21 protein-coding genes, 1 tRNA gene and 1 pseudogene are annotated in these 21878 nt (G+C 65.6%); 19 read left to right on the forward strand and 4 right to left on the reverse strand.

What is annotated here, in order from left to right:
- Window positions 1-27 precede the first annotated feature (27 nt).
- Window positions 28-1758, reverse strand: a complete 1731-nt coding sequence (locus A5753_RS11945; RefSeq protein WP_082971285.1) for an NAD-binding protein — start codon at window positions 1756-1758, stop codon at window positions 28-30.
- 435 nt (window positions 1759-2193) lie between these two features.
- Here A5753_RS11945 and A5753_RS11950 point away from each other — a divergent pair, with 435 nt between their 5' ends.
- Window positions 2194-3099: a sensor domain-containing protein gene (locus tag A5753_RS11950; protein ID WP_067127612.1), complete on the forward strand. Its 906-nt coding sequence runs from the start codon at window positions 2194-2196 to the stop codon at window positions 3097-3099.
- 32 nt (window positions 3100-3131) lie between these two features.
- On the opposite strand, the gene A5753_RS11955 is transcribed toward A5753_RS11950, so the two are convergent.
- Window positions 3132-3503, reverse strand: a complete 372-nt coding sequence (locus A5753_RS11955) for a nuclear transport factor 2 family protein (RefSeq protein ID WP_067127615.1) — start codon at window positions 3501-3503, stop codon at window positions 3132-3134.
- A 34-nt stretch (window positions 3504-3537) separates the two neighbouring features.
- Here A5753_RS11955 and A5753_RS11960 point away from each other — a divergent pair, with 34 nt between their 5' ends.
- Together A5753_RS11960 and A5753_RS11965 are read left to right on the forward strand one after the other, a co-directional pair.
- Complete coding sequence (locus A5753_RS11960) at window positions 3538-4104, forward strand: NUDIX hydrolase (RefSeq protein ID WP_197694671.1); 567 nt, start codon at window positions 3538-3540, stop codon at window positions 4102-4104.
- A gap of 143 nt (window positions 4105-4247) precedes the next feature.
- On the forward strand, window positions 4248-4688 hold the full coding sequence (locus A5753_RS11965; protein WP_082971294.1) for a hypothetical protein: 441 nt from the start codon (window positions 4248-4250) through the stop codon (window positions 4686-4688).
- A 14-nt stretch (window positions 4689-4702) separates the two neighbouring features.
- On the opposite strand, the gene A5753_RS11970 is transcribed toward A5753_RS11965, so the two are convergent.
- The gene (locus tag A5753_RS11970) at window positions 4703-5389 is read right to left on the reverse strand and encodes a glycoside hydrolase (RefSeq protein ID WP_067127624.1); all 687 of its coding nucleotides are present in this window, start codon (window positions 5387-5389) and stop codon (window positions 4703-4705) included.
- Window positions 5390-5475: 86 nt separating this feature from the next.
- On the opposite strand from A5753_RS11970, the gene A5753_RS11975 reads away from it, so the two are divergent.
- Entirely contained in the window at window positions 5476-5976 is a 501-nt protein-coding gene (locus tag A5753_RS11975) for a nitroreductase family deazaflavin-dependent oxidoreductase (protein WP_067128038.1), read from the forward strand.
- A 360-nt stretch (window positions 5977-6336) separates the two neighbouring features.
- Window positions 6337-6666 (forward strand): hypothetical protein, encoded by a 330-nt coding sequence (locus A5753_RS11980; protein ID WP_067127627.1) that lies wholly within the window; start codon window positions 6337-6339, stop codon window positions 6664-6666.
- A gap of 176 nt (window positions 6667-6842) precedes the next feature.
- Here the strand turns inward: A5753_RS11980 and A5753_RS11985 are convergent.
- Window positions 6843-6915, reverse strand: a tRNA-Arg gene (locus A5753_RS11985).
- A gap of 127 nt (window positions 6916-7042) precedes the next feature.
- Here A5753_RS11985 and argS point away from each other — a divergent pair.
- The 14 genes and pseudogenes from argS (at window position 7043) to A5753_RS12055 (ending at window position 21874) form a co-directional block, all read left to right on the forward strand.
- Window positions 7043-8695 carry an arginine--tRNA ligase gene (argS, locus tag A5753_RS11990; protein WP_067127630.1) on the forward strand — a complete coding sequence of 551 codons (1653 nt, stop codon included), beginning with the start codon at window positions 7043-7045 and terminating at the stop codon, window positions 8693-8695.
- The gene (lysA, locus tag A5753_RS11995) at window positions 8692-10110 is read left to right on the forward strand and encodes a diaminopimelate decarboxylase (protein ID WP_067127633.1); all 1419 of its coding nucleotides are present in this window, start codon (window positions 8692-8694) and stop codon (window positions 10108-10110) included. Before argS ends, lysA begins: the two co-directional genes overlap by 4 nt.
- A 3-nt stretch (window positions 10111-10113) precedes the next feature.
- Window positions 10114-11439: a homoserine dehydrogenase gene (locus A5753_RS12000; RefSeq protein ID WP_067127636.1), complete on the forward strand. Its 1326-nt coding sequence runs from the start codon at window positions 10114-10116 to the stop codon at window positions 11437-11439.
- Window positions 11436-12518 (forward strand): threonine synthase, encoded by a 1083-nt coding sequence (thrC, locus tag A5753_RS12005; protein ID WP_067127639.1) that lies wholly within the window; start codon window positions 11436-11438, stop codon window positions 12516-12518. Before A5753_RS12000 ends, thrC begins: the two co-directional genes overlap by 4 nt.
- Window positions 12519-12660: 142 nt before the next feature.
- Window positions 12661-13605, forward strand: coding sequence for a homoserine kinase (thrB, locus tag A5753_RS12010; protein WP_231990063.1), 945 nt, complete (start codon window positions 12661-12663; stop codon window positions 13603-13605).
- A gap of 327 nt (window positions 13606-13932) precedes the next feature.
- Window positions 13933-15732 carry a transcription termination factor Rho gene (gene rho, locus A5753_RS12015; RefSeq protein ID WP_369829312.1) on the forward strand — a complete coding sequence of 600 codons (1800 nt, stop codon included), beginning with the start codon at window positions 13933-13935 and terminating at the stop codon, window positions 15730-15732.
- A gap of 178 nt (window positions 15733-15910) precedes the next feature.
- Window positions 15911-16138 carry a 50S ribosomal protein L31 gene (rpmE, locus tag A5753_RS12020; protein ID WP_067127645.1) on the forward strand — a complete coding sequence of 76 codons (228 nt, stop codon included), beginning with the start codon at window positions 15911-15913 and terminating at the stop codon, window positions 16136-16138.
- Window positions 16139-16237: 99 nt separating this feature from the next.
- Window positions 16238-17311: a peptide chain release factor 1 gene (gene prfA / locus A5753_RS12025; RefSeq protein ID WP_067127649.1), complete on the forward strand. Its 1074-nt coding sequence runs from the start codon at window positions 16238-16240 to the stop codon at window positions 17309-17311.
- Window positions 17308-18186 (forward strand): peptide chain release factor N(5)-glutamine methyltransferase, encoded by an 879-nt coding sequence (gene prmC, locus A5753_RS12030; protein WP_067127652.1) that lies wholly within the window; start codon window positions 17308-17310, stop codon window positions 18184-18186. Before prfA ends, prmC begins: the two co-directional genes overlap by 4 nt.
- Entirely contained in the window at window positions 18179-18838 is a 660-nt protein-coding gene (locus A5753_RS12035; RefSeq protein ID WP_067127655.1) for an L-threonylcarbamoyladenylate synthase, read from the forward strand. Before prmC ends, A5753_RS12035 begins: the two co-directional genes overlap by 8 nt.
- 28 nt (window positions 18839-18866) lie before the next feature.
- A pseudogene (locus A5753_RS12040) lies at window positions 18867-20076 on the forward strand (glycosyltransferase family 4 protein); the annotation flags it as partial.
- A gap of 215 nt (window positions 20077-20291) precedes the next feature.
- Entirely contained in the window at window positions 20292-20783 is a 492-nt protein-coding gene (locus A5753_RS12045) for an ATP synthase subunit I (RefSeq protein ID WP_067127661.1), read from the forward strand.
- Window positions 20780-21541, forward strand: a complete 762-nt coding sequence (gene atpB / locus A5753_RS12050; protein WP_067127664.1) for a F0F1 ATP synthase subunit A — start codon at window positions 20780-20782, stop codon at window positions 21539-21541. Before A5753_RS12045 ends, atpB begins: the two co-directional genes overlap by 4 nt.
- Window positions 21542-21628: 87 nt before the next feature.
- Complete coding sequence (locus A5753_RS12055) at window positions 21629-21874, forward strand: F0F1 ATP synthase subunit C (RefSeq protein WP_065052998.1); 246 nt, start codon at window positions 21629-21631, stop codon at window positions 21872-21874.
- The last annotated feature ends 4 nt before the right edge of the window (window positions 21875-21878 follow it).

The following is a 21878-nucleotide window of genomic DNA, read 5'->3' on the forward strand; positions in this document are numbered from 1 at the left end:
TCGCTTCCCTGGCCGAACCGGCACGCCTCAGGTCGCCGCTTTGTCCGTCCGGCGCTCCTCGTTCACCGCGGGCTCCTCCTGGGGTGGCTGCCCCTTGCGCAGCGTCTCCAGCAGCTCGCGGTACGGCCCCACCAGGTAGACGGTGTCGCCGCCGCGAAGCCACGCGTCCCGGCGTGGGTGCAGCTCGAGGGGTGTGTCCCGGCGGGTGATCGCGATGACACGAGTCTGGGTGGACACCTCGAACATCCGCAGCCCGTCGAGTTCGCTGCCGGCCGCCACGTGCATGGCGCCGACCATGAACGAACGCTGCCCGACCGAGAACGTCCCCAGCACCTGTAGGCCCATTGCGGCTCCGATGAACCAGGGCGCGGCCAGGTCGACGGTCGAGCGAACGTTTTCGAAACCGAACCGCTTGGCCACCGCATCGCCGAGGGTGCGGTCATAGATTCGCAGCACGATGGGCACGTCGGGCCGGTTGACCTCAGGCATCACCCGGGGACCGAGCATCTCGCGCAGCACAATTCCGGTCTCGATGTTGACCATGTCGTCCTGGGTTAGCACCGCGACGGCGCGGGCGCGGTCGACGCGGGCCGCCTCCAGCGTCTGGCGCAGCGTTGCGTCCCCGAAGATCACCGGCACGTCGAGTTTGTCCGCGGTCGACAGGAACCGGTTGTTCTCGTCGCGCTCGATCACCGCGACGTCGTATCCGGCGCCGGTCAGGTCGCCGACGACGCGGCTGCCGAATGAGCCGAGCCCGACCACGATGATGTGGTCGCGCAAATGGCGTGCCCGCCGGACCCCTGCCGACTGCAGGAAGCGGCGCGACAGCAGCAAGTCCGCCAGGAACGCGACGAGCAGCGCGGTGGTCGTCACGCCGGCGAACATCAAGGCGACGGCGAATATCCGCAACCAGGCCGATTGCTGGGCGAAGCCGAATTCGCCATAGCCCACGGTGGTGATGGTCTCCGCGGTGAAATACAGCGCGTCCAGCCAGGACAGCCGCGGCTTCGTGTAGGAGAAGTGCACGACAACCGTCGACGCCAGCAGCAGGGTGATCGCGAGCAGTATCGCCGGGAAAAGCATGGGATTGACGTCGTCGCGCATCGCCCGCGCAGCGTCCGAAATTCGCCGCATCCACGATTGTCGAGAGCGTGTCGCGCTCGGCCGGGGCGTCTTTATTCCGCGCGCGGCCAGCTCGTCGGCGCTGCCGATCATGGCTGTCCAGTCACCGGCGCGCACCTGATGGTCTCGTCCAGGACATGGCACTACCTCGGCGGGCGTGGCGGAGTTCTCGCCGTGAATCACCGCCACCGGTGCCAGGTCGCCGTAAATCTCGCGCAGTGTCGCGTCGCGTGGAGCCTCGGCTCCCGACACCAAAAAGTCGATGCCGGCCGCCTCGACCGGGTGCGTGTGGCTCGACAGGCAGGCCTCGACGACCGACGGTGCCGCGAGGTCGGCGACGTCCAGGATGGCGCCAGGACCGTTGTCGGCGGCCACCGCTTTACGCAGCACGTCGTTGCCCAGGCGGGCGACCACGCGCACGTTGGGATTCGTTTTCCTTGCCAGCAAAGCGATTTCGAGATTCTTCGCGTCGTCGGCACCCGCGCACACGATTGCGCTCGCGCGGGCAAGATCGGCACCGCCGAGCTCTTCGCTGTGCAGCTTGACGATCGTGGCGCCCGCGCGGTTCAGCTCCTCGGCGATCGTGGTCGCAAGCACGTCGTCACCGCTGACGATGATGTGGCGGCGCATGCTCATGTGCGTTCCGCCACGACGGCCCCGGCACGGTCGCGGTCGTTCCAGCGTGGTGAGTCGTCACGCATAAACCCCACCTTTGATGACATCGGCGCTCACTTGTTGTTACGACTATCGGGCACTATGCCGACTGACGCCAGCGCGACATGTCCTCAAACGCGAAGATGGTTGACCGAGGAGGTCCATCACGCGGAAAACGCGCTGAAGCCGACCAAGGGGTCGGCTGAATTCTCAAGTCCGTCAACCTCACTTAAGATCACGACATTCTGTGCTTCGCCGTCGAGCGCGCGAAGTCCGACGGGGAGGCCACGACTCTGACTACGACTCGCCCTCATGACCGCTAGCTGGCCGGGCCCCAGTTGGCCAAACCCCTTCGACCCCGGCGCACCGCCGCCTCCGCCGCCCGGCCCACCGTCCCCGCACCCGCCATCGGAGGAAGTGAACACGCTGGCGACGCTGTCGGTCGTGTTCGCATTTCTGCTGGCCCCGGTCGGAATGGTGTTGGGGCACTTCGCCCTTATAGATATCCGCCGGCGCGGTGACCGCGGCCGCAATCGTGCACTGGTCGGACTGACGCTGTCGTACGCGTTCACCATCCTGGCCGTGGTCGCGCTGGTGTTGTGGGCGACCCTCGGCAACCATCACGCCGGACAGTCGACGGCGCACTCCGGGGGAACCACCGCCGGGGGCGTGGCGAAGCCGAGTGCCACCACGACCGCACCGCCGGAACCGTCGGTGACGCCCGAGGGCCTGCAATCGCTGGTGCTCACCGGCGAAGACGTTGCCGGCCTGATCAAGGCGCCCGGCATGTACGTCAACAAGACGTGGACCCAGACGCACGAGCTGCAGCCCGGCGACAGCTTTGACCCTCCGGAATGCACTGAAGCGGTATTCAACGGCTTGACGGCGTCTTATCGCGACAGCGGTTATCGTGCGATCTACGGCGTGGACCTGGGTCAGCACACCAACGGTTTCCCGCACGGGGTTTCGGAGTTCGTCGCGACATTCGACAATGCCGCGGCCGCAGAGAGTTTCGTCACCGGCGCCGTCAATCACATCAACAGCTGCGCCGGAAGACAATTGACGTACTCGCACGGTGGCGTGTCCGGTGTCTACAGCGTCGGAACCCCGGTGCAAACCGGGCCGGTGACATCGGTTCGTAGCACCCTGGGGACCGTGCAGGACAACGGGCGGACCACCGACGTCGGCAACCAGCACACCAGCGCGCTGCGGGCCCTGGCGGCCAAGGCCAACGTCGTGGTCGACGTCGATGTCATCGGACGCGATCTCGGCGACGACGCCACCACCCTCGTGCAGGGCATCCTCGGCCGGATTCCGAGTTAAGCTGTTGGCCAACGAAATTGGCGAGGCACGATCTACAAGACCTGAACGTCCGCGGGTGACCAGAACGCTCGCATCGACGTGATCTTGGCGTCCCCGTTGAACGACATCGTGGAGATCGGCGAGATTCGCGTACGGCTGTCCCCGGCGTCGAGCGTCAGATGCCAGAAGAAGGCGGCTTGACTGCCGGAGATCCGCAATTCGGCGAGTTCGGTGTCCTTCTTCGCGTCTTGGAACCCCGCATAGAACCCGCGGATCGCGTCATGACCGCGGCGAATGTCGGATCCGATCGGATCCTCGATCGTGGCGTCGGCGGCGTAGAGCGCGACGATGTCGTCGGCGGTGCCCGTGGCGACCAGCGCGAGGTAACGATTGACGGTCTCGGTGATGGCTTCCGGGGACGGCATAGCTTCGGACGCTACTCCTCGATGTCGCCACCGTATGAGTTGTGGTACTCGGGGCGATACTGGCGTCGTGACTTTCATCGAACGCCTCGCGAGCCGCGAGATCTATCGGAACCCGTGGATGGTGCTGCGAGAGGATGACATCCGTCGCGCCGACGGCAGCGTGGGCATCTACAGCGTCGTCGACAAGCCGGCCTACGCGCTCGTCATGCCCTACGACGGGCAGCGCTTCCGGCTGGTCGAGCAGTTTCGCTATCCCCTCGATGAGCGGCGCTGGGAGTTTCCGCAAGGCACCGCTCCCGATCTGGCCCACGCCGAACCGGCCGAGCTGGCCGCACGCGAATTACGTGAGGAAACCGGATTGCGCGCAACGTCATTCGAAGCGCTCGGCCAACTCGACGTCGCACCGGGAATGACCAGTCAACGCGGCTGGGTCTTCTTGGCCACGGGTATCTCCGAGGGAGAAGCCGACCGCGAGCACGAGGAGCAGGACATGCGCAGTGCCTGGTTTTCGGGTGACGAGGTCGAGCAGATGATTCGCGAGGGCGTCATCGCCGACGCTCAGTCGATTGCCGCCTACGGATTGTTCCTGCTGCGAAAGTGATAGATCCCCGACAAGACCGCGATCGTGTCCGCGTCGAGATCACACCGCGTCATCAAACGCCCACCATTGACGCAATGCGGCCGAGGTTTCGGGTAGTTGCGGTGGCTGCCGCCGTCCTCGCGTCGGTCGTCGGCGCACCCGGCATGTGTGCGAATGCCACATCACCATCGTGGAACGGCAAATACTCGCTGGTGAGGTATGCGGTTAGCAAATCCGGCACCAGCGTCGCGGCCAAACAAGCCGAACCGACCTTCAGCGCGGATTACGTCTTCACCACCGCATGTGCGTCTGGCCAGTGCGTGGCCACTGCGACCAACGGGCCCACGCCGAAGAATCCGACGCTGCCCCAGCCTTCGCACTACACCTGGGACGGAGCCAAGTGGGTCGAGCGCTTCGACTTTCAATGGGATTGCTATATGGGCGAAGGTGTTTCGAAGGCGTGGGCACCGGCGAGCTCGTGGGCCTTTTACGCACCGCAGCCCGATGGGTCACTACGCGGCTCATGGCACACAGACATCAGCAGCGGTCCTTGCCAGGGAAGCGTCGAAATGCCGGTGGCCGCGTTCGCCGCCGGGACGGCGTAACGGGGACGCATCGATCAGTCCCGCGGCGTAGGGGTCATCGAGGCGATGTAATAGGTTTCGTGCCCGGTCGGGTAGCCACCGCCGCCGGTGGCGATGTGAACATGGTCGTAATGGTCGGCGGTCTCTGAGCCCAGGTCCGCCATCCAGTTGCCCCCGCCGACGCCCGGATAGATCTTCTGGCGCCAGATCACGTGGTTGATGCCCCATCGTTTCGCGTTCGCCAACGCGTAGCCGGCGATCTGGTTGCCGAGCTCGATGCCTTCGGGGCTATGGAAATTCGGGATCATCACGTCGATCGCCAGCCCGTTGGGATGCCACGGCAACGGGTCCTCGCGGTATCCGCCGATGGTCTTGATCTGGGGGAAGAGCACGCTGATGACGCGGGCCGCCCAAATGGTCTTGACCTGCAACCGTTCCTCGGACGCGACGCCGCGGGGCAATGGGAGCTGAAATTGCTGGCCGGCCGAAGGGGCAGGCGGCGCCATCGCCGTCAACGCTTCCACTTCCGCCGGGCCGGCAGCGCGCGGCGCGCTGGCGGGTGGCGGAGCCGCCGCTGCACTGGTGGTGGGAGCCGCCGCCGGGGCCTCGACGCAGCACCGCGGCTTGGGGCCCTGCGCGTGGATCATCGCGGCGGAGACGACGAGCGAGGCCGCGATCGCCAGCCATCGCCAGCGGCCGTTAGCGAACACTCTCACGCCCACGACCAGCAGCTTAACGACCTTTGTGACGCGTGGGGTGGGTTTTCCAATTGCTTGTTCAAGATGTGCGTGCGGACCACAATGGCACCATGCCTGCGCGATCGTTTGACGATGCGAATGCCTTTCATCGGACGATGCGCCGCTTCGCCTCCACCACCGTAGGTGCGGCGCTCCTTCGCCCGACCGCTCACCACCTCGACCGGCTCATCACCAAAACCACCGGTGGCCGCAGCAGCTTCGCCGCGGTCGCGACGGGAATCCCCGTGGTGATGCTGACCACCACCGGCGCCAAATCCGGTGAACCACGCACCGTCGCGGTGTATGGCATCCCGCATCCAGACGGCGTGAGCCTCATTGCCTCCAACTTCGGTGGCAGCAAGCATCCGGCCTGGTACCACAATCTGAAGGCAAACCCGGAAGCGACGGTCACCATCGGACGCGTTACCTGGCATGCCACCGCGCGGCTCGCGACGCCAAGTGAGCGCGACGAAATCTGGGCCAGAGGCGTAGAGCTGTATCCCGGCTGGCGAAAGTACGAAGTGCGGGCCAAAGATCGACGCATTGAAGCGTTCGTGCTGGTACGAAGCTGAGACGACCGTCGCCGAATCGGCTTTCTTTACAGCCGCTTATACGTGTGTCTAAGAAGCATTCCGAATAAGTCACGAAAAAAACACGACCAGCGAGTCTGGCGATCGATGTCCTTACAGTTAGCGAATGAACGTTACGAAAATGGCGATGACGGGGGCTATGGGGTTCGCGACCGTGATTTCTGCGGCGTCCATAGCATCTGGCTATCCGCACCAGGAGATGCCTACTCTGCTTATGCTGAATTTCTTCGGCGTCCCGACAACTTCGACTTGCTACGACAAGGCATGCCAATCACCTCTGGACAGCAATCCGGACGAGTCGGCGAGGCTACGAGCTGAGTCAGTGGCGATCGGCCCAACGCCATGACGGTGTTGTTTGCGACGGAGTGGCCCACGGAGGTATGGGCCGTCGAGCACACCAATATTCGCAACGAGCGTGTGGTAGAGGTCATGGAAGACTTGACTGCCGCTCAACGGTTTATCGAGAAGGTCGACAGGAACCATTGGGCGGAGCCAGTACTTCTCCACAGTCAGGTGAAATTCTTCCCTTGCACACCCGATCGCTACGGTCCGGGCGATATCGCCGACGAACCCAAACCTGCCAAGCGGCAATGGTCGCTGTTCAAATCGGCCGTGGGCATTACGCGTAGACATTCACGCCATAGCGGGAGCTATGCGAATATCCGCAAATGACGGTGGGAACGTGCCAGAGGCGTTGGCAGGATTGCGCTTATGAAATCCGGATCGATCATTTGCTGCCGAATACGCTGGCCGAAAAGAGCCGGAGACGAGCTGTGATCACAATCGGGCGGCCACGGCGCTAAGTCGGGTGAATCTCGCGCGGACGCGTACCTGTGCTGGTCAGGAAGTGCCCCCGGCAGGATTCGAACCTGCGGCCTTCTGCTCCGGAGGCAGACGCTCTATCCCCTGAGCTACGGGGGCGCACCGACATACCTGTTGCGCCATGGGGCTTTCGAACAAGCACGGACAGACTAACGCATTGAAGTTCTCGCCCTGCCACCGCAATGGATTCGAGGCGGGGGCACCCCAGCCAATAGGATGAACGTTCGTGACCCCCGCTGACCTCGCCGAGCTGCTCAAGACCACCGCCGCCGCGGTGCTGGCCGAGCGCGGGCTGGATGCTGCCTCGCTGCCGCAGACGGTCACGGTGGAGCGCCCCCGCATTCCCGAGCACGGCGATTACGCCAGCAACCTGGCGCTTCAGGTGGGCAAAAAGGTTGGCGCAAACCCCCGCGAACTGGCCGGATGGCTCGCCGAGGCGCTATCGCAGGCCGCCGGCATCGCGTCGGCGGAGGTCGCCGGGCCCGGCTTCATCAATCTGCGCCTCGAGGCATCGGCGCAAGCCGTCGTCGTCACCAACGTCATCGACGGCGCCGACCGCTTCGGCCACTCCGACGCGCTGGCCGGCCGCCACATCAACTTGGAATTCGTGTCGGCCAACCCGACCGGGCCGATCCACATCGGCGGGACCCGGTGGGCCGCCGTCGGCGACGCGTTGGGCCGGCTGTTGTCCACCCAGGGCGCCGAGGTGGTCCGCGAATACTATTTCAACGATCACGGCGCCCAGATCGACCGGTTCGCCAGCTCATTGATCGCGGCCGCCAAGGGCGAGCCCACCCCGGAAGGCGGTTATGCCGGCGCCTACATCAACGACATAGCCGCCCAGGTCCTGCAAAAGGCGCCAGACGCGTTGAGCCTTCCCGACAGCGAGATGCGGGAGACCTTCCGCGAAATCGGCGTCGATCTGATGTTCAGCCACATCAAAGAGTCGTTGCACGAGTTCGGCACCGACTTCGACATCTACACCCACGAAGACTCGATGCACACCAGTGGTCGGGTCGACCAAGCCATCGCCAGGCTGCGCGAGACGGGCAACATCTACGAGAAGGACGGCGCAACGTGGTTGCGCACCAGCGCCTTTGGTGATGACAAGGACCGCGTGGTTATCAAAAGCGACGGCAAGCCGGCCTATATCGCGGGCGACATCGCCTACTACCTGGACAAGCGGCAGCGCGGCTTCGACCTGGCCATCTACATGCTGGGGGCCGACCACCACGGATACATCGCGCGGCTCAAGGCCGTGGCGGCGGCCTTCGGCGACGACCCCGCCACCGTCGAGGTGCTCATCGGGCAGATGGTCAACCTGGTCCGCGACGGCCAGCCGGTCCGGATGAGCAAGCGGGCCGGAACGGTGATCACGCTGGACGACCTCGTCGAGGCAATCGGCGTCGATGCCGCGCGCTACAGCCTGATCCGTTCCTCGGTGGACACCCCTATCGACATCGACCTGGCGCTGTGGTCTTCGGCGTCGAATGAAAACCCGGTCTATTACGTGCAATACGCGCATGCCCGGCTTTCGGCGCTGGCCCGCAACGCTGCCGAACTCGGCCTGGTCCCCGACACCGGTCACCTCGAGCTGCTCGGCCATGAGAAGGAAGGGACGCTGCTGCGCACCATCGGCGAATTCCCGCGGGTGCTCGGCACGGCGGCAACGCTGCGCGAGCCCCACCGGGTATGCCGGTACTTGGAAGACCTCGCCGGCGACTACCACCGGTTCTACGACTCATGCCGGGTGTTGCCGCAAGGCGACGAGCAACCGACCGATCTGCACACCGCGCGCCTGGCGCTGTGCCAGGCGACCCGCCAGGTGATCGCCAACGGACTGGCCATACTGGGCGTCACCGCTCCGGAGCGAATGTGAACGTCCACCCCGCCGGTCCTCGGCACGCCGAAGAGACCCGCCACGCCGAAAGCCCGCTGCGCCCGCAATCCCCCGAGGAGCTGCTGCTGCTGGCGCCGAACGTATGGCCCCGCAACGTCGCTCGCGACGAAGCCGGAGTCGCCAGCGTCGCGGGGGTGGCGGTGACCGACCTCGCCCAGGAGTACGGCACCCCACTGTTCGTCGTCGACGAGGACGATTTCCGTTCCCGCTGCCGGGAAATCGCGTCGGCCTTCGGAGGCGGCGAGAACGTCCACTATGCCGCCAAGGCGTTTCTGTGCAGCGAAATAGCGCGCTGGATCGACGAAGAAGGCCTGTCACTCGACGTGTGCACCGGAGGCGAGCTGGCCGTCGCGCTGCACGCTGACTTCCCGCCGGAGCGAATCACATTCCACGGCAACAACAAATCCGTTGCCGAGCTGACGGCAGCGGTAAAAGCCGGTGTCGGCCATGTCGTGTTGGACTCGATGGTTGAGATCGAGCGCCTCGATGCCATCGCGGCCGAGGCGGGCATCGTTCAGGATGTCTTCGTTCGCCTCACGGTCGGTGTCGAGGCGCACACCCATGAGTTCATCTCCACCGCGCACGAGGATCAGAAGTTCGGGTTGTCGTTGGCGAGCGGTGCGGCTTTGGACGCCGTGGGGAGGGTATTCGAAACGCAGCACCTACGGCTGGTGGGCCTGCACAGCCATATCGGTTCGCAGATCTTCGACGTCGCCGGCTTCGAACTCGCCGCGCACCGGGTCATCGGCCTGCTGCATCAAGCCGTCGAACAATTCGGTGTCGAGAAAGCCGCGCAGATTTCCACCGTGGATTTAGGTGGCGGACTGGGCATTTCCTATCTCGCCGCCGACGATCCGCCGCCGATGGGCGAGCTGGCCGCCAAGCTGAGCGAGATCGTGCGCAACGAGTCGGCGGCCGTTGGGCTGCCGACCCCGCGACTGGTGGTGGAGCCGGGACGCGCTATCGCCGGTCCCGGCACCATCACGCTCTACGAGGTGGGCACGGTCAAGGATGTCGACGTGAGCGCCACTGCGAACCGGCGCTACGTCAGCGTCGACGGCGGCATGAGCGACAACATCCGCACCGCACTCTATGACGCGCAGTACGACGCCCGCCTGGTCTCACGGCTCAGCGATGCGCCGGCCGAACTGGCCCGTATCGTCGGAAAGCATTGCGAGAGCGGCGATATCGTGGTGCGCGATACCTGGGTCCCGGGAGACCTGCGACCGGGCGACCTGATCGGGGTGGCCGCCACCGGTGCTTACTGTTATTCCCTGTCGAGTCGTTACAACATGATCTGCCGTCCCGCGGTCGTGGCGGTGCGCGACGGGCGCGCGCGTCTGGTCCTGCGTCGTGAGACGGTCGACGATCTATTGAGTCTGGAAGTGAGGTGAACTGTGCCCCGTGACGAAAAGCCGGTCGGTGTAGCGGTACTCGGGTTGGGCAACGTCGGCAGCGAAGTGGTCCGGATCATCGAGGACAGCGCTGACGACCTCACCGCTCGTGTCGGCGCACCCGTGGTGCTGCGCGGCGTAGGAGTACGCCGCGTCGCCGAGGGCCGCGGTGTCCCCGTCGAGTTGCTCACCGATGACATCGAGGAACTCGCCGCGCGCGAGGATGTCGACATCGTCGTGGAACTGATGGGGCCGGTGGAGCCCGCCCGCAAGGCCATCCTGTGTGCCCTCGAGCACGGTAAGTCGGTCGTCACGGCGAATAAGGCGCTGTTGGCCACCTCCACCGGCGAGTTGGCGCAGGCGGCCGAAAGTGCGCATGTGGACTTGTATTTCGAGGCGGCCGTCGCCGGTGCCATCCCCGTTATCCGTCCGCTGACACAGTCGTTGGCCGGTGACACCGTGTTGCGGGTGGCCGGAATCGTCAACGGCACCACGAACTACATCTTGTCCGCGATGGACGAGACCGGTGCCGACTACGACACCGCGCTGGCCGAAGCCAGCGCGCTGGGTTACGCCGAGGCCGACCCCACCGCCGACGTCGAGGGTTACGATGCCGCGGCCAAGGCCGCGATTTTGGCGTCCATCGCCTTTCACACCCGGGTGACCGCCGACGACGTCTACCGCGAAGGCATCACCAAAGTCACCCCGGCCGACTTCGAGTCGGCCAAAGCCCTGGGCTGCACCATCAAGCTGCTGTCCATCTGCGAGCGCATCACAACCGACTCGGGACAACAGCGCGTTTCGGCCCGCGTCTATCCGGCACTGGTGCCGTTGTCGCACCCGCTGGCCACGGTGAACGGCGCCTTCAACGCGGTGGTGGTCGAGGGCAAGGCCTCGGGCCGGTTGATGTTCTACGGCCAGGGTGCCGGCGGCGCGCCGACCGCGTCCGCAGTGGCCGGTGACATGGTGATGGCGGCGCGTAACCGGGTGCTGGGCAGCCGCGGACCGAAGGAATCCCGGTACGCCCAACTGCCGGTGGCTCCAATGGGTTTCATCTCTACGCGCTACTACGTCAGCATGAACGTCGCCGACAAGCCCGGCGTGTTGTCCTCGGTGGCAGCAGAATTCGCCAAGCGCGAGGTGAGCATCGCCGAGGTCCGCCAGGAAGGCGTCGCGGACGAAGACGGACGACGGGTGGGGGCTCGCATCGTCGTCGTCACCCACACCGCCACGGACGCCGCGCTGTCTGAAACCGTCGATGCGCTGGCCGATTTGGACGCCGTGCAGAGCGTGACCAGCGTGCTGCGATTGGAAGGGACCACCCTATGAGCGCCCCGCGCACCGCCGTCCATCAGCCGTGGCCAGGTCTCATCGAGGCCTACCGGGACCGGTTGCCGGTCGGTGACGACTGGACCCCGGTCACCCTGCTCGAGGGCGGCACCCCGTTGATCGCGGCTGCCCGGCTCTCGGAAAAGACTGGCTGCACGGTCCATCTCAAGGTCGAAGGCCTCAATCCCACCGGCTCATTCAAAGACCGGGGCATGACAATGGCAGTCACCGACGCGCTGGCCCGTGGCCAGCAGGTGGTGCTGTGCGCGTCGACCGGAAACACTTCGGCCTCGGCGGCGGCATATGCGGCGCGTGCCGGGATCACCTGCGCGGTGCTGATCCCGCAGGGCAAGATCGCGATGGGCAAGCTGGCGCAGGCGGTTATGCACGGCGCCAAGATCATTCAGATCGACGGCAACTTCGACGATTGCCTGGAGCTGGCCCGCAAGATGGCCGCCGACTTCCCGACGATCGCCCTGGTCAACTCCGTCAACCCGGTGCGCATCGAAGGCCAGAAGACGGCGGCGTTCGAGATCGTCGACGCGCTGGGCACCGCGCCCGATGTGCATGCCTTGCCCGTGGGCAACGCCGGAAACATCACCGCGTACTGGAAGGGATACACCGAGTATCACCACGAGGGCCTGATCGAGAAACTGCCGCGCATGCTAGGCACTCAGGCGGCCGGCGCGGCTCCGTTGGTGCGCGGCGCCCCGGTCAAGAACCCGGAGACGATCGCCACCGCGATCCGCATCGGCGCGCCGGCGTCGTGGACGGCGGCCGTTGACGCGCAGCGGCAATCGAATGGCCGCTTCTTGGCCGCAACCGACGACGAGATCCTGGTCGCTTATCACCTGGTGGCCGAGTCCGAAGGCGTGTTCGTCGAGCCCGCCTCGGCGGCCAGCATCGCCGGCCTGCTCAAGGCCGTTGACGACGGGTGGGTGGCCCGCGGATCGACGGTCGTGTGCACCGTGACCGGCAACGGCCTCAAGGATCCCGACACCGCGCTGCGGGATATGCCGACCGTGACGCCGCTGCCGGTGGACCCGGTACTGGTGGTCGAGAAGCTGGGGCTGGCCTAGTGGCGATCGCAAGCGCGGCGAAGCCGGGCGCAGCGGGTCGGCACGCGTTGAGCCCCGTGGCGATCGCAAGCGCGGCGGAGCCGGGCGCAGCGGGTCGGCACGCGTTGAGCCCCGTGGCGATCGCAAGCGCGAAAGGCCGTTGATGACCCCGATGCTGCCTGTCGGGTTAGTGGCCAGCGCCGTGGTGTCGGCGTCCAGCGCCAACCTTGGCCCCGGCTTTGACACCCTCGGTTTGGCGTTGAGCCTTTACGACGAAATCATCGTCGAGACAACGGAATCCGGGCTGGTTGTGCTGGTCGAGGGTGAGGGTGCGGGCCAGCTGCCGGTAGGCCCCGAACACCTGGTGGTCCGTGCCGTGGACTGCGGGCTGCGCGCCGTGGGGGTCGGTGCACCGGGCCTGGTGGTGCGTTGCCGCAACGCCATCCCACATTCGCGTGGCCTCGGCTCCTCCGCAGCGGCGGTGGTCGGTGGCCTGGCCGCCGCGAATGGCCTTGTCGCACAGACAGATTGGACGCCGCTCAGCGATGCTCAACTGATCCAGCTGTCTTCGGAGTTCGAGGGTCATCCCGACAACGCGGCGGCCGCCGTGTTGGGCGGTGCCGTCGTGGCGTGGGCTGACCGCAGTGGTACTCACCCGCGGTACGCGGCGGTGCCGCTGCGGCTGCACCCCGACATCCACCTGTACTCCGCGATTCCCGAGGAACGCTCACTGACCGCCGACACCCGTGTGCTGCTGCGCGAGCAGATCAGCCACGAGGAGGCGCGGTTCAACGTCAGCCGCGCCGCGTTGCTGGTGGTAGCGCTCACTGAGCGCCCGGACCTGCTCATGGCGGCCACCGAAGACGTGTTGCACCAGTCGGAGCGCGCACCGGCCATGCCGGCCTCCGCGGAATATTTGCACCTGCTGCGGCGTCATAACATCGCGACGACGCTTTCGGGGGCAGGACCTTCGCTGATTGCGCTGACCACGGCGCCGGAGTTGCCCTCGGAAGTGATGGACTACGGGGCCACGATCGGATTCACCATCACCGAAATGACCGCTGGCGAACCAGCTCGCTGGAGCCCGGGAGTCACTGTCGTCGGCTGATCCCTGGCGCGGCCGGAGGGTTTGCTTGCTTCCAGCAGGGATGGGGGCTATCCTCGGAGCCGTCCAGCAATCGCAGCATCTGCATCTGCATCCATACTGCCTTGCCGCTAGGACAACACCAATTCTTGTGGACGAGGTTCGCCGCTTACTCCGCCGATCCAGGCGATCACCGTTGCAATGTCGATGATTGGGCGCACTCGGCAATTTGCCTGAATGCAACGAACCCCCCGTATGACCTGATCACCGGGGGAAGAAAGGAAATCCGTGACTGATACGGACCTGTTCACGGCTGGCGAAAACACTGACGCCAATCAACTTCCGAATGCCGTGACCACAGCCACTCCAGACGCGAAACCCAACGCCTCGGGCGGTGCACTGTCCACGATGGTGCTGCCCGAGCTGCGCGCGCTGGCCAATCAAGTTGGCGTCAAAGGGACGTCGGGTATGCGTAAGAACGAACTGATCGCCGCGATCAAGGAAGTCCAGGGCCAGGCCAACGGCGTTCCCGCCAACGGCACCAAGTCCACTGAGGACAGCGGCAAGTCGGACAACCAAGACACCGACAAGAACGACGACAGCGCCGAAGCGCCGGCGGCCGAGCGCGACCAGAACGGTGCGACGACCGAGGCTCCCCGTCGCGAACGACGCGGCGCTTCCCGCGATGCGGGTTCATCGGGCCGCGGCAACGACGACGCCGACCGCGAAGGCTCAGGCAGCCGTGAGGGCGCCGCCACCGGTGAGGCCGACCGCCGCGAGAAAGCCAAACACGACAACCAGAATGACGGCCGCGGCCAAGACGGCGGCAACGACCAGGAGCAAAACTCGGGCGGCGGCCAGCAGGGCCGCGGCGGTTCGAACCAGCAGGACGACGACGGTGAGGGCCGTCAGGGCCGGCGGGGACGCCGGTTCCGCGACCGTGACCGGCGTCGCCGGGGTGAGCGATCCGGTGAGGGTGGCGACGCCGAGCTGCGCGAGGACGACGTCGTTCAGCCGGTGGCCGGCATCCTCGACGTGCTCGACAATTACGCGTTCGTGCGCACCTCCGGTTATTTGGCCGGCCCGCACGACGTCTATGTGTCGATGAACATGGTGCGCAAGAACGGCCTTCGCCGTGGTGACGCCGTCACTGGCGCGGTCCGCGTGCCGAAGGACGGCGAACAGCCCAACCAGCGGCAGAAGTTCAACCCGTTAGTGCGCCTGGACAGCGTCAACGGCGGCTCGGTCGAGGACGCCAAGAAGCGCCCCGATTTTTCCAAGCTGACGCCGTTGTACCCCAACCAGCGGCTTCGCCTGGAAACCACCAGCGACCGGCTGACCACGCGGGTCATCGACCTGATCATGCCGATCGGCAAGGGCCAGCGTGCGCTGATCGTGTCGCCGCCCAAGGCCGGTAAGACCACGATCCTGCAGGACATCGCCAACGCGATTACCAGGAACAACCCGGAATGCCACCTCATGGTCGTGCTCGTCGATGAGCGGCCCGAAGAGGTCACCGACATGACCCGCTCGGTCAAAGGTGAGGTCATCGCCTCCACCTTCGACCGGCCGCCGACCGACCACACGGCGGTCGCCGAGCTTGCCATTGAGCGCGCCAAGCGCCTGGTTGAGCAGGGCAAGGACGTCGTCGTTCTGCTGGACTCGATCACCCGCCTCGGGCGCGCCTACAACAACGCGTCGCCGGCGTCGGGCCGGATCCTGTCCGGTGGTGTCGACTCCACCGCGCTGTACCCGCCGAAACGGTTCCTGGGTGCCGCGCGCAACATCGAGGAAGGCGGATCGCTGACCATCATCGCCACCGCGATGGTCGAGACGGGGTCCACCGGTGACACGGTCATCTTCGAGGAGTTCAAGGGCACCGGTAACGCCGAGCTCAAGCTGGATCGCAAGATCTCCGAGCGGCGCGTCTTCCCGGCGGTCGATGTGAACCCGTCGGGTACCCGCAAGGACGAGCTGCTGCTGTCGCCGGACGAGTTCGGCATCGTGCACAAGCTGCGCCGCGTGCTGTCGGGCCTGGATTCGCATCAGGCCATCGACCTGCTGATGTCGCAGCTGCGCAAGACGAAGAACAACTACGAGTTCCTGGTCCAGGTGTCCAAGACGACGCCCGGGGCGATGGACAACGACTAGCCCGTCCGCCGGCCGCCCGACGCGTAAACCACGCACACGACAGGCCGCGTGGGACCGCCATGCTTTACGTCTCATGCAAGCCACCCACGCGGCGGGAATGCCAAGGGGCGTCCCCGTGTTTTGGGAAGACAGTGGTTGACCTGGCATAATCACGCTCGACACGATCGAAGAGGACACGATGAAAGCTGACATTCACCCCGCCTACGCGGAGACCACGGTGCTCTGCGGGTGTGGCAACACCTTCCAGACGCGCAGCACCAAGGACGGCGGGCGCATCGTCGTCGAGGTGTGCTCGCAGTGCCACCCCTTCTACACCGGCAAGCAGAAGATCCTCGACAGCGGTGGCCGCGTGGCCCGCTTCGAGAAGCGGTACGGCAAGCGCAACGCCGGCGCTGCCGACAAATAGCTCGGATACCGACGCCCGAACTGTGCGCACCGCCGCACAGGCCGGGCGTCGGTTTGCGTTTGCGGTGATGACAGGCAAAGCGGGGCAGGAGGTGTGGCAGTGACCAAGCCGGTTCAGACCATTGATGTGCTGCTGGCCGAGCATGCCGACCTCGAGCGCCGGCTGGCAGATCCGGAATTGCACAGCAACCCCGACGAGGCCCGCAAAGCCGGACGGCGGTTCGCTCGCCTGGCCCCGATCGTGGGCACCTACCGCAAGCTGGTGGCGGCGCGCGACGACCTGGAAACGGCGCGCGAGTTTGCCGCCGACGACCCGTCCTTCGCCGACGAGGTGACGGATCTGCAAACCCAGGTGTCGGAGTTGGACACCCAACTCACCGACATGCTGGCACCGCGCGACCCGCATGACCCCGACGACATTGTGCTGGAAGTGAAGTCCGGTGAAGGCGGCGAGGAATCGGCCTTGTTCGCCGCCGACCTGGCGCGGATGTACATCCGCTACGCGGAACGGCATGGCTGGACCGTCACCGTGCTCGACGAAACCACCTCAGACCTCGGCGGTTACAAAGACGCGACCCTGGCGATCGCCAGCAAGGGTGACACCGCCGACGGGGTCTGGTCGCGGATGAAATTCGAGGGCGGAGTGCACCGGGTGCAGCGTGTCCCGGTGACGGAATCGCAAGGCCGCGTTCACACTTCGGCGGCCGGCGTGCTGGTCTATCCCGAACCCGAAGAAGTCGGCGAGGTGCAGATCGATGAGTCGGATCTGCGCATCGACGTCTATCGCTCGTCGGGCAAGGGCGGCCAGGGCGTCAACACCACGGACTCCGCGGTGCGCATCACCCACCTGCCCACCGGCATCGTCGTCACCTGTCAGAACGAACGCTCGCAGCTGCAGAACAAAGCCCGCGCGCTGCAGGTCCTGGCCGCCCGCCTGCAGGCTTTGGCCGAGGAGCAGGCACTCGCGGATGCCTCGGCGGACCGGGCCAGCCAGATTCGTACCGTCGACCGCAGCGAACGCATCCGCACCTATAACTTCCCGGAGAACCGGATCGCGGATCATCGCATCAATTTCAAGTCGCACAACCTCGATCAGGTTCTCGACGGCGACCTCGACGCCCTGTTCGACGCCCTGGCCGCCGCCGACAAGCAGTCCCGGCTGCAACAGGCATGAACGCCCTGCGGCGCGCGATCGACGATGCTGCGGTCACCCTTGCCGAAGCGGGAATCGACTCTGCGCGTTGGGATGCCGAGCAGCTGGCCGCACACCTCGCGGGAACCGACCGCGGACGCCTCGGCCTGCTGGAGTCCGCCGACGACGACTTCCTAGGGCGCTACCGCGAGGTCGTAACCGCGCGTTCGCAGCGCGTGCCGTTGCAGCATCTCCTGGGGAGCGCGCCATTCGGCCCCGTCCTGCTGCACGTGGGTCCCGGGGTTTTCATACCTCGCCCCGAGACCGAGGCCCTGCTGGAATGGGCTACCTCGCAACAACTCGCGCCGCAGCCCGTCATCGTCGACTTGTGCACCGGTTCGGGCGCTTTGGCGGTGGCGCTGGCCAACCACCGGCCCGCGGCGCGCATTATCGCCATCGATAACTCCGATACCGCGCTGGAATACGCGCGCCGCAACGCGCAGGGCACGGCGATCGAGCTGCTGTGCGCCGACGTCACCGAGCTGGCTTGCGACCCCGGACTGCTCGCCGAACTGGACGGTCGAGTCGACATGTTGGTGGCCAACCCGCCCTATGTGCCCGACGATGCGGTGCTGGACCCCGAAGTCGCGCAACACGATCCGCGCCAGGCCGTCTTCGGCGGTCCGGACGGATTGGCGGTGATCGCCCCCCTCGTCCGTCTCGCCGGTCGCTGGCTGCGCCCGGGCGGACTGATCGGCGTCGAGCACGATGACACCACCTCGGCGCAGACGGTGGAATTGTTCGACCGCACAGCGTCTTTCGAAGACGTCCAGGCCCGGCGTGATCTGACCGGCCGGCCGCGATTCGTGACAGCCCGCAGGACAGCGACACGGGGGGAGAACGGCGCAAATGACTGATGTCTTCGACTGTGCGGACCCCGCTCAGCGCTCACTTGGAATCACCGCCGCGGCGGGAGCGCTCAAGGGCGGCCGCCTGGTCGTCATGCCGACCGACACCGTGTATGGCATCGGCGCCGATGCGTTTAACAGCGCCGCCGTCTCCGCGTTGCTGTCGGCGAAGGGCCGGGGGCGCGATATGCCGGTGGGTGTGCTGGTCGGCTCCTGGCACACCATCGAGGGACTCGTCTACACCATGCCGGACGGGGCCCGCGATTTGATCCGCGCGTTTTGGCCGGGTGCGTTGAGCCTCGTGGTGAGCCAGGCGCCGTCATTGCAATGGGATCTCGGCGATGCTCGGGGCACGGTGATGTTGCGGATGCCGCTGCACCCCGTCGCGATCGAACTCCTGCGCGAAGTCGGGCCGCTGGCCGTGTCGAGCGCCAATGTCTCCGGCCGTCCGGCTGCCGTGAATGCCAACGAGGCGCGCAGCCAGCTCGGCGATCTGGTGGACGTCTATCTGGAAGCGGGCCCGTCCGATCAAGGGGCTGCCTCCACCATCGTTGATCTGACCGGTGCCACGCCGCGGATTCTGCGGCCGGGTCCGGTCAGCGCGGAGCGGATCGCGGAAGTACTTGCCGTCGATCCGGAAAGCTTGACCGCCCCAGCCTGACTGGAGCGGGTGTCGAGGTGCCAGGTTTGTCCAGTACGGTCTCGGTGATGTCCAGCGACGTGACCAACCTTGCCGGTGGGTTGCTCGCGCTGAAAGACCGCGGCGCCGGCGTTCCGCTTCGTGAGCTGGCGTTGGTGGGCTTGACCGCGGCGATCATCACGTACTTTGCGACCGGACCGGTGCGGGTGCTGGCCACCCGGCTGGGCGCGGTCGCTTATCCGCGAGAGCGCGACGTACACGTGACGCCGACACCCCGGATGGGTGGGCTGGCGATGTTCCTCGGCGTGATCACGGCTGTCTTTCTGGCCTCCCAATTGCCCGCCCTCACCCGCGGGTTCGTCTACTCCACCGGTATGCCCGCGGTTTTGGTGGCCGGTGCGGTCATCATGGGCATCGGCCTGATCGACGACCGTTGGGGTCTCGATGCTTTGACCAAGTTCGCCGGTCAGATCACTGCGGCCAGCGTGCTGGTCACCATGGGCGTGGCATGGAGCGTCCTGTACATCCCCGTCGGCGGTGTCGGCACCATCGTGCTCGACCAGGCCTCGTCGATCCTGCTGACCCTGGCGCTGACCGTGTCGGTTGTCAACGCGATGAACTTTGTCGACGGTCTCGACGGTCTGGCCGCAGGCCTGGGACTGATCACCGCGCTGGCGATCTGCATGTTCTCGGTCGGCCTGCTGCGCGACCACGGCGGTGACGTCCTCTTCTATCCGCCCGCGGTGATTTCGGTGGTGCTCGCCGGCGCCTGCCTGGGCTTTCTGCCGCACAACTTCCATCGCGCCAAGATTTTCATGGGCGACTCCGGCTCCATGCTGATCGGTCTGATGCTGTCGGCCGCGTCGACGACGGCCGCCGGCCCGGTCTCGCAGAACGCCTACGGCGCCCGGGATGTGTTCGTGCTGCTGTCCCCGTTCCTGCTGGTGGCCGCAGTCATTTTTGTACCGATGCTCGATTTGCTGTTGGCGATCGTGCGCCGTACCCGCGCGGGCCGCAGCGCGTTCAGCCCGGACAAGATGCACCTGCATCACCGGTTGCTGCAGATCGGCCATTCGCACCGCCGGGTGGTGTTGCTGATCTATCTGTGGGTCGGGATCGTCGCGTTCGGCGCGGCCAGCACGATTTTTTTCCGCCCGCGCGATACCGCCGCAGTGATGCTGGGCGCCATCGCCGTGGCCGGCATCGCGACGGCAATCCCGCTCCTGCGCCGCCGGGATGAGTACTACGACGAGGAGTAGTAGTGGGGTTGTCGGTGTGGTACGGTGCTGGTAGAACCCCAAAAAGCCGCGCAGGCTACCGGTCCATCGGAGGCTGATCCGAGCGGGCTGGATCAAGACCGGCCTCGGGATGTACCCGTTGGGTGATTCAACTGTGACGTGCGATACGCTCGGCGGATCACCGATCAGTCGGTCGGGGGGTTCCCGTTCTACCAACCTGGGATTGAGGTGCTGCAGTGACGACACCAGCGCAGGACGCGCCGTTGGTGTTCCCCTCTGTTGCTTTCCGTCCGGTTCGGCTCTTCGCGATCAGCGTTGCCATCACCGCGGTGGCGGTGCTCGCCGCCGCGCTGACCGGCCATCCGATGGTCGGAGTCTTCTTCGGTGTCGGACTTCTCCTGGGTTTGCTCAATGCGGTGCTGGTGCGCCGCTCGGTTGAATCGATCACCGCGAAGGATCACCCCCTGAAAAGGTCGATGGCGGTCAACTCGGCGTCACGGCTGGCCATCATCACCGTCGTCGGGCTGATCATCGCCTACCTCTTCCGGCCCGCCGGCCTGGGTGTCCTGTTCGGATTGGCGCTTTTCCACGTCCTGCTGGTGGTCTCGACAGCGCTTCCGGTATGGAAGAAGCTGCGCGCCGGCGACTGGGCGGAGTCTTCGGACGGTGTCGAAGGCGGCGTGATCACGGGATCGGACGGAACGGAAGGTAAGGAACAGCAACGATGACTGGGACGACGTCGTTCCTGGCCGAGTCGGCGATCGAGGTCGGCGAGCACAACAAAGCCACGTGGCTTGGCCTGACCGTCAACACCGACACGATCCTGTCGACCGCGATCGCCGCGGTGATCGTCCTCGGGCTGGCCTTCTTCTTGCGTGCGAAGATCACCTCCAAGGGCGTGCCCAGTGGCGTTCAGCTGTTCTGGGAGGCGATCACCGAACAGATGCGCGGACAGATTGAAAGCGCTATCGGCATGCGGATCGCCCCGTTCGTGCTGCCGTTGGCCGTCACCATCTTCGTGTTCATTCTGATCTCCAACTGGTTGTCGGTGCTTCCGCTGCAGTACAAAGACAAATCCGGGCACGCCTCCGAGCTGCTGAAGTCGGCGGCGGCGGACATCAATTACGTTCTGGCGCTGGCCCTTTTCGTCTTCGTCTGCTATCACGTGGCGGGCATCTGGCGCCGCGGGATCATCGGGCACCCGCTGGCGGTGGTTAAGGGGCATGTGGCGTTCCTGGCGCCGATCAACCTCGTTGAAGAGCTCGCCAAGCCCATCTCGCTGTCGCTCCGACTGTTCGGCAACATCTTCGCGGGCGGCATCCTGGTCGCGCTGATCGCGATGTTCCCGCCGTACATCATGTGGGCGCCCAACGCGATCTGGAAGGCCTTCGACCTGTTCGTCGGGGCGATCCAGGCCTTTATCTTCTCGATCCTGACCATCCTGTACTTCAGTCAGTCGATGGAGATCGAGGATCAGCATGACTGAGACAACCACGAATCATTTTGACCCACACATCATTACAAAGGCCTGGTAGACCCCTACCAGTTATCAAGGAGGAAAAGAATGGCAGGCATGGACCCTCAAATCGCTGCCGCCGCTCTCATCGGCGGAGGCCTGATCATGGGTGGCGGTGCGATCGGCGCCGGCATCGGTGACGGCATTGCCGGTAACGCGCTGGTTTCGGGTATCGCCCGGCAACCCGAGGCGCAGGGCCGGCTGTTCACGCCGTTCTTCATCACGGTCGGTCTGGTCGAGGCGGCCTACTTCATCAACCTGGCGTTCATGGCGTTGTTCGTCTTCGCTACCCCGGTCAAGTAATTCG

Source organism: Mycobacterium sp. 852002-51971_SCH5477799-a, assembly GCF_001667145.1.
Classification (GTDB): Bacteria; Actinomycetota; Actinomycetes; order Mycobacteriales; family Mycobacteriaceae; genus Mycobacterium.